The sequence below is a fragment of the Haloferax marinum genome (genome assembly GCF_009674625.1).
GTDB classification, from domain to species: domain Archaea; phylum Halobacteriota; class Halobacteria; order Halobacteriales; family Haloferacaceae; genus Haloferax; species Haloferax marinum.
This window is the reverse complement of record NZ_WKJQ01000001.1, coordinates 3063203-3071932: the sequence shown is the minus strand read 5'-3', so window position 1 is coordinate 3071932 and position 8730 is coordinate 3063203. Positions and strand designations below refer to the sequence as shown.

Here is an 8730-nt window from a genome sequence, read left to right as displayed (position 1 = left end):
ACGTCCGCTTGTGGTTCGTGCGGCCTAAGAGTTCTCGCTTTCCGCCGCTGAAACCCGCCGAATCCGTCCAAAAAATGTCCGATGAAGGAGGACATGATTGTCTGGGTACTCGTTTAACGAGTCCGTCATGCCACTGAATATATGCTTAAATCGATATACATCGCCGTATCTGAGTGTCTGCATAAGTGGTATAGATTCGGGAATAATCCTCGTATAGACACATTATTGACTTCTTTCAGAGAAAGCGTTATATGTTAACGTCTCTCATAGAGAATTAGTCTCGGTCACCGGACCGAGCGAGTCGCCCCGCGCACCGTATCCACAATGTAGATTCTGTCGCCAGTCGCCGTCTCGTCGCTCGCGCGGAGCGATGGCGTCGCCCAACGAACCGACTCTCGTAGTCCCACGCTACGTGTCCTCGTCGTCGTTTGGTGGCGTCTGCGACCCAGTCGGGCGCATCGCCGCTGACCGTCTCCGGATGGTCGGTCCGACGAGGCTCCACGAACAATGACCGGCGAAATTGAAACACTCGCAGACCTGAGCAAACACTACAGAGACTCGGTTCCCGCGGACCTCCGCGAGGCAAAGAGCTTTGAGTGGTATCTCGAAGAGGTCTACGCAGACCCGAAAATCGCTCGCAACGCCCACCAACGCGTGGCGGACATGTTCGACTTCTACGGCACCCGTTACGACGAAGACGCGGGTGTCGTGGAGTACCTCATGGCCTCAGAGGACTCGTTACACGACGGAGAGAACGTGTTCTACGGCCGTGAAGTACACGAGTCGATACACGAGTTCGTCAACAAGGTGAAATCAGGCGCTCGCGGCCTCGGCCCCGAAAAGCGCATCAAACTCCTCTTGGGCCCCGTCGGCTCCGGCAAGTCACACTTCGATTGGCTCACTCGACGCTACTTCGAAGACTACACCATGCGCGACGAGGGGCGAATGTACACCTTCCGGTGGACGAACCTCGGTGACGTCATCCGCGACCAGGACCCCTCCGACAACGTGGTCCAGTCGCCGATGAATCAGGACCCTATCGTGTTGCTTCCACAGGAGCAACGCGACATCGTCATCGAACGACTGAACGAGAACTTCGACGCGCCCTACACGATTCGAAACGACCAGGCGCTCGACCCGGCCTCGGAGTTCTTCATGGACCGCCTGCTCGCCCACTACGACGACGACCTGGAGTCGGTGTTGGAGAACCACATCGAAATCATCCGTCTCGTCGCCTCCGAGAACAAACGGCAGTGCGTCGAGACGTTCGAGCCCAAAGACAAGAAGAACCAAGACGAGACGGAACTGACCGGCGACGTCAACTACTCGAAACTCGCGGTCTACGGCGAATCAGACCCGCGGGCGTTCGACTACGCCGGGGCGTTCTGTAACGCCAACCGCGGTATCTTCTCCGGCGAGGAACTGCTGAAACTCCAGCGCGAGTTCCTCTACGACTTCCTGCACGCCTCGCAAGAACAGACCATCAAGCCGAAGAACAACCCACGTATCGACATCGACCAGGTCATCGTCGGGCGGACGAACATGCCCGAATACCGCGAGAAGAAAGGCGACGAGAAGATGGAGGCGTTCAACGACCGGACGAAACGCATCGACTTCCCGTACGTCTTAGAGTACGAACAGGAGGCGGAAATCTACCGCAAGATGCTTCGAAACGCCGACGTGCCCGACATTCACGTCGAACCGCACACGCTGGAGATGTCCGGTCTCTTCGGCGTCCTCACCCGTATCGTCGAACCCGACTCGGACACCATCACGCTCGTCCAGAAGGCGAAAGCCTACAACGGCGAGTTAGACGACGGCGACGACGTCGACGTGCGGAAACTCCGCGAAGAAGGCGAGTCCAAAGCCGACATCGCCGAAGGGATGGACGGCGTCTCCGCTCGCTTCATCGGTGACGAAATCGCCGAGGCCATCATGGACGCGACCCACCGCGGGCGCAAGTATCTCTCGCCGCTGTCGTCGTTCACCCACCTCGAAGAGAACTTAGAGAACCACGGGTCGATTCCCGAGGAGAACCTCGAACGGTACCACCGGTACCTCGAGATGGTCCGCGAAGAGTACAAAGAACGCGCCATCGAGGACGTTCGCCACGCGCTCGCCTACGACATCGACGAGATTCGCCGACAGGGCGAGAAGTACATGGACCACGTCATGGCCTACATCGACGACGCGACGGTCGAAGACGAACTGACCGGCCGCGACCAAGAGCCAGACGAGAAGTTCCTCCGCGCAGTCGAGGAGAAACTCAACATCCCCGAAGATAGGAAAGACGACTTCCGACAGGAAGTCTCCAACTGGGTCTCACGTCGCGCACGCGAAGGAACGTCGTTCAACCCACAGGACAACGACAGACTTCGCCGCGCCCTCGAACGCAAACTCTGGGAAGACAAGAAACACAACATCAACTTCTCGGCGCTGGTGAGTGCGAACGAACTGGACGACGACGAACGCAACGCGTGGATAGACGCACTCGTCGACCAGGGATACTCGCGTGACGGTGCCAGGGAGGTGCTCGAGTTCGCCGGTGCGGAGGTGGCCAAGAGCGAACTCGAAGGCTGACCATGCGCGATTACATTCGCGACGCCGACGAGGCCCTTCGTGGCACCTACGAAGAGCCAATGGGCCTCTCGGAGTACGTCGAGGCGGCGTTCCAGTCGCCATCGATTGCGTCGCACGCGTCGAAGTATCTCCTCGAAGCCATCGAGTCGATGGGAACACGGCCGGTGGTCGAACAGGGTGAAAAGAAGGAGCGCTACCGCTTCTTCGACGACCCCGCCAACGACGGCGAACACGCCGTCCTCGGAAACACCGACGTGTTGAACGCGTTCGTCGACGACCTTCGGACCATCGCGGCAGACCGTGGGAAAGCCGAGAAAATCGTCTGGTTCGACGGCCCGACGGCGACGGGGAAATCCGAGTTGAAACGCTGTCTCATCAACGGTCTCAGAGAGTACTCGAAGACCGACGCTGGACGGCGATACACCGTCGAGTGGAACGTCTCGAACGCCGACGACACCCGTGGATTATCCTACGGAGGCGAAGTTGAGTCGGACGACGAAGATTGGTACGAGAGCCCAGTCCAGTCGCACCCGCTTTCGGTCTTCCCAGGCGACGTTCGCAAACGACTGCTCAGAGACCTCAATCGGGCCAACGGCGACCACATCCCCGTCGACGTCGACGAGGCGCTCGACCCGTTCTGCCGCGAAGCGTACGTCTACCTCGAAGAAGAGTACCGACGTGCCGGACGGCAGGACCTCTTTAGCGCCGCGACGGACGAAAAACACCTTCGGGTGAAAAACTACGTCGTCGACGTCGGCAGAGGTATCGGCGTCCTGCACTCCGAAGACGACGGGTCTCCCAAAGAGCGACTCGTCGGGTCGTGGATGCCGAGTATGCTCCGTGAACTGAACTCTCGCGGGCGAAAGAACCCGCAGGCGTTCAGTTACGACGGCGTCCTCTCGCAGGGGAACGGCCTCCTCACCATCGTCGAAGACGCGACTCAGCACGCCGACTTGCTCCAGAAACTGCTGAACGTCCCCGACGAGGGGCACGTCAAACTGGACAAGGGTATCGGGATGGATATCGACACACAGCTCGTCATCATCTCGAATCCGGACCTCGACGCCGAACTCGACAAGTTCGCAGACAGGAACGGACGCGACCCGCTGAAAGCGCTCAAACGACGGCTGAACAAACACGAGTTCCGCTACCTGACGAACCTCTCGCTGGAAGCAGAACTCATCCGTCGCGAACTCACGAACGAGACGACTGTCTGGACCGACGACCCAGAGACGATGGCCGAACGCGTCGCAGAAGCCGTCACACTCGACGTTCGCGAGGGGCCGGGGTCGGTTCGAGAGCGCGAACTCGCACCACACGCCATCGAAGCGGCGGCGCTCTACAGCGTCGTGACGCGTCTCGACCCCGAAGATATCCCACTCGACCCGGACTTCGAGTTGAATCTCGTGGACAAGGCACTGTTGTTCGACCGTGGATATCTCCAGGTCGGCGACCAGCGCCGCGAGGTGGCTGCGTTCGACTTCATCGGTATCGGCGAGGGGACCCACGGGATACCCGTGACGTTCACCCGCGACGTCATCGCCGACTTGCTCCACGACAGACTCGACAGACATCACCCCGAACTCGACGTGTCTGCGGTGGTCATGCCGGACGACGTACTCGCGTCGATGGTCGACGAACTGCCGGACGCACCCGTGTTCTCACGTGCAGAGTCGTCCGAGTACGAAGGCCGTGTCGCGATGGTCAGAGCGTACATCGCCGACCAGCAGGAGCGTGACGTCCTCGACGCAGTGTTGGCGGACAAAGGCGTCCAACGCGAGACGGTCGAAGAGTACGTCGAACACGTCTACGCGTGGGCGTCCGACGACCAAATCGAGACCGAACGCGGCCCCGTCGACCCCGACCCACTACTCATGAAACTGTTCGAGACAGAACACCTCGGTCGGTTCTCGAAAGGCGACTACGAGGGGAACGACCCTTCGGAGGATGTCGTGGCGTTCCGCAACGAGAAGGTCATCACCGCGCTCAATCGCTACGCGTGGGAGAACCGTGACGAGGGATTCACCGTCTCCGACGTAGACCTGACCGAGATTCCCGTCATCCGAACGGTTCTCGAGACCCACGACTGGGAAGACGTGCGCCGTCTCTTCCCCGACTTCGACCCCGGCCAGTGGGACGACCCACCGGCGAACACCGAGACGGCCCGCCTGAAAGAACGAACTATCGGAGAGATGGAAAATCGCGGCTACTCCGCCGCATCGGCCGAACTCACGAGTCGCGCCGTCATGAAGGAGGTGAGTTACAGATGGGACTGAGAGACGACCTCGAACGATTCCGTGAAGTCGGTGAACAGCGCCGTGAAGACCTCAAGGAGTTCATCTCCTACGGTGACCTCGGAGCGTCGGGAGCCAAAGACATCAAGATTCCAATCAAGGTCGTCGACCTCCCGGAGTTCCGCTACGACCGCCTCGACATGGGCGGCGTCGGACAGGGAAAAGGCGGGACGCCCGACGTTGGGCAACCGCTCGGCCAACCACAACCGGCACCCGGAGAGGGTGACGACGGCGAACCCGGTGAAGAAGGGGCCGAACACGAGTACTACGAGATGGACCCCGAGCAGTTCGCCGAGGCACTCGACGAAGAACTCGGCTTGCAACTCGAACCGAAGGGGAAGGAGGTCGTAGAGGAAGTCGAAGGCGACTTCACCGACATCACCCGAACCGGCCCGCACAGCACCCTCGACTTCGAGCGCCTGTTCAAGGAGGGCCTCAAGCGGAAACTGGCGATGGACTTCGACGAGGACTTCGTCCGCGAGGCGATGAAAGTCGAAGGCGTCACGGCCGACGACGTCTATCGGTGGTGCCGCGAGAACAACATCCTCGTCTCACTGGCGTGGATCGACGACGAGTGGAGTCGCATCCCCGACGACGAGCGCGACACGTGGGAGTCGTTCGAGGAGATGGAAGCGAACGTCGAACAGACGACGGCGGTCCAGCGCATCCGCCGCGACGGACTCAAAGAGATACCGTTCCGCCGCGAAGACGAGCGCTACCGCCACCCCGAGATAATCGAGAAGAAGCAGTCGAACGTCGTCGTGGTGAACATCCGCGACGTGTCGGGGTCGATGCGCGAGACGAAACGCGAACTCGTCGAGCGAACCTTCACCCCGCTCGACTGGTACCTCACCGGGAAGTACGACCACGCCGAGTTCGTCTACATCGCCCACGACGCGGAGGCGTGGGAAGTCGAACGCGACGAGTTCTTCGGCATCCGGTCTGGCGGCGGGACGCGAATCTCGTCGGCGTACGAACTGGCGAACGAAGTCCTCGACGAGCGGTATCCGTGGCGCGAGTGGAACCGCTACGTCTTCGCCGCTGGTGACTCCGAGAACTCCTCGAACGACACCAAAGAGCGCGTCATCCCGCTCATGCAGGAGATAGACGCGAACCTCCACGCCTACGTCGAGACACAACCCGGTGGCACCGCCATCAACGCGACACACGCCGAGGAAGTCGAACGAACCCTCGGTGACGAAGGGAACGTCGTCGTCGCGTACGTCTCCCAACCGGACGACGTCATCGACGCGATATACCGCATCCTCAGTACGGAGGCGACCGCAGAATGAGTTTCAGACGACACCGCAGAGACGCACAGAAAGAGGCCGCCCGCCTCGACGAACCGGTTCGCGAAGCGGGTGCGCTGGCCCGCAAGTTGGGGTTAGACCCCTACCCGGTGAACTACTGGGTCGTCAACTACGACGAGATGAACCAACTCATCGCCTACGGCGGGTTCCAAGAACGGTACCCACACTGGCGGTGGGGAATGGCCTACGACCGCCAGCGCAAGACCGACCAGTTCGGCATGGGCAAGGCGTTCGAAATCGTCAACAACGACGAACCAGCGAACGCCTTCTTACAGGAGTCGAACTCGCTGGCAGACCAGAAGGCGGTCATCACACACGTCGAAGCACACTCGGACTTCTTCAACAGGAATCAGTGGTTCGGCATGTTCTCCGACGAAGGGCAGTTCGACGCCGCCGCGATGCTCGAACGCCACGCCCAGGCCATCGAACGCTACATCCAGAACCCAGACGTCAGTCGAGACGACGTCGAGAAGTTCATCGACGCCGTGCTCTGTCTGGAAGACACCATCGACCAACACCGGTCGATCCGTGAGGCGGCCGAAGACAAAGACGGTCGAATCCCCGAAGACATCCGGTCACAACTGAAGAACCTGAACATCTCCGACGACGTCCGCCGCGAGGTGTTCGACGACGAGTGGCTAGACCAAATCGAAGAAGCCGAGCGAGAAGCCGCGAAAATCACCGCCCCTCGGAAAGACGTCGTCGCGTACATCCGTGAACACGGGATGCGCTTCGACGAGGAGTCGGGGAAGGCAGTCGCGATGGAACCGTGGCAGATGGACGTCCTCGATATGCTGCGTGAGGAGGCGTACTACTTCGCCGCGCAGAAGATGACGAAGGTCATGAACGAGGGGTGGGCCGCCTACTGGGAGTCGCTCATGATGGGCGACGAACGGTTCGCTGGCACGGACGAGTTCATCACCTACGCCGACCACCAGTCGCGCGTCCTGGGGTCGCCCGGCCTCAACCCCTACAAGCTAGGAAAGGAACTCTGGGAGTACATCGAGAACACGACGAACCGTGCCGAAGTCGCGGAGAAACTCCTCCGCGTGAAGGGAATCACGTGGCGGAACTTCCGCGAGGCGGTCGATTTCGACGAGGTACAGCGTCTCCTCCGGACTGACCCCGTTATCGACGGCGTCAACGCCGAGGCGGTGGACGAACTCGCCGCACTCGGGCCGGACGACCCACGGGTCGACCACGAGATGCTCGACAGAGTGCTCTCGGGCGACGAGTCCATCGACGTCGACGCCTACCCGTGGAAAGTGCTGTCCTACGAGGGGCTCGCAGCGCGCCACTACTCGCTGGTCAAACCGCAGAACCGTGGCTTCCTCAGACGCATCCGTCGGTCCGAACTCGAACATCTGTCTCGATATATGTTCGACGACGACCTCTACGACAGCGTCGAGGAGGCCATCGCGGACGTCGACAAGTGCGCCGGATGGGACCGTATGCGTGAGATTCGAGAGAGTCACAACGACGTGACGTTCCTCGACGCGTTCCTCACCGAGGAGTTCGTCCGTTCGAACCACTACTTCGCCTACGAATACTCACAGTCGTCGCGGCAGTTCCGCGTCTCGTCGACGGAGTACGAAGCCGTGAAGAAGAAACTGCTGTTCCAGTTCACGAACTTCGGCAAGCCCACGATCGCCGTCTACGACGGGAACTTCGACAACCGTGGTGAACTCCTCTTGGGTCACCAGTACAACGGTGTCATCTTGGACGTGAGACAGGCACGTGGCGTCCTCGAACGGGTCTACCATCTGTGGGGTCGCCCGGTGAACCTGATGACCGTCACCAAAGAGTTCGACGAACACGAAGTCGAGGTCGCCCGTCGCCGCGGGCGCGAACCGACGCCGGTCGAGCGTGCGATTCGCATCCGGTACGACGGAAGCGAGTTCTCCGTCCACGACCTGGACCCCGCCCTCGAAGAACGTATCGCGGCGAGTGATATCGACTACGACACGAAGCCCGATGATTGGCTCTAACCAGGGTGATGCGAGCGTCTGATTCCCACCACGACGAGACGCTCGACGACGCAGTCATCCACGACGTCCTCCGAAACGAACGCCGCAGACTCGTCCTCGAACGACTCCGCGACAGTGACGACGACCAGGCGGTCGGTGACCTCGCAGAACACATCGCCGAAGTCGAGTCGGGAGAGTCGCCAGCACCGAGAAACGTCCGCCAGAGCGTCTACATCTCGTTGCATCAGACCCATCTGCCGAAACTCGACACGCTCCACATCGTCGCCTACGACTCGACCGCCAAGATGGTCTCACTCGGGAGTAACGCGGTCGAACTCGAGCCGTATCTGGTCGACGCGCCCACACGGAGACCGTTCGCGATGCTCACGTTCACGACCTGTCTCGCCGGACTCTCGCTCGTTCTCGCGGGATGGATGGGGATTCCCATCCTCGCCAGAGTCGACCCGCGCCTCGTCGCCATCGTCACGCTCCTCGCTGTCGCACTCGTCAGCGGACTCGAACTCGGGTTGCTGACGCGAAACCGTATCTAATCGGTCTGAGACGGCCGCTCGACTCAAG

5 protein-coding genes are annotated in these 8730 nt (G+C 60.7%); all 5 read left to right on the top strand.

Annotated features, from left to right (window positions below; translation table 11 throughout):
• Positions 1–507 precede the first annotated feature (507 nt).
• Genes GJR99_RS15565 through GJR99_RS15545 form a run of 5 tightly spaced genes read left to right on the top strand, consistent with a single transcriptional unit; the run spans position 508 to position 8702 of the window.
• Positions 508–2580 carry a PrkA family serine protein kinase gene (locus GJR99_RS15565; RefSeq protein ID WP_151113767.1) on the top strand — a complete coding sequence of 691 codons (2073 nt, stop codon included), beginning with the start codon at positions 508–510 and terminating at the stop codon, positions 2578–2580.
• Positions 2577–4856, top strand: a complete 2280-nt coding sequence (locus GJR99_RS15560) for a PrkA family serine protein kinase (RefSeq protein WP_191967158.1) — start codon at positions 2577–2579, stop codon at positions 4854–4856. Before GJR99_RS15565 ends, GJR99_RS15560 begins: the two co-directional genes overlap by 4 nt.
• Positions 4847–6166 carry a YeaH/YhbH family protein gene (locus GJR99_RS15555; protein ID WP_151113763.1) on the top strand — a complete coding sequence of 440 codons (1320 nt, stop codon included), beginning with the start codon at positions 4847–4849 and terminating at the stop codon, positions 6164–6166. Before GJR99_RS15560 ends, GJR99_RS15555 begins: the two co-directional genes overlap by 10 nt.
• On the top strand, positions 6163–8172 hold the full coding sequence (locus GJR99_RS15550) for a SpoVR family protein (protein WP_151113761.1): 2010 nt from the start codon (positions 6163–6165) through the stop codon (positions 8170–8172). Before GJR99_RS15555 ends, GJR99_RS15550 begins: the two co-directional genes overlap by 4 nt.
• Before the next feature lie 8 nt (positions 8173–8180).
• Positions 8181–8702, top strand: coding sequence for a DUF7344 domain-containing protein (locus tag GJR99_RS15545; protein ID WP_151113759.1), 522 nt, complete (start codon positions 8181–8183; stop codon positions 8700–8702).
• The last annotated feature ends 28 nt before the right edge of the window (positions 8703–8730 follow it).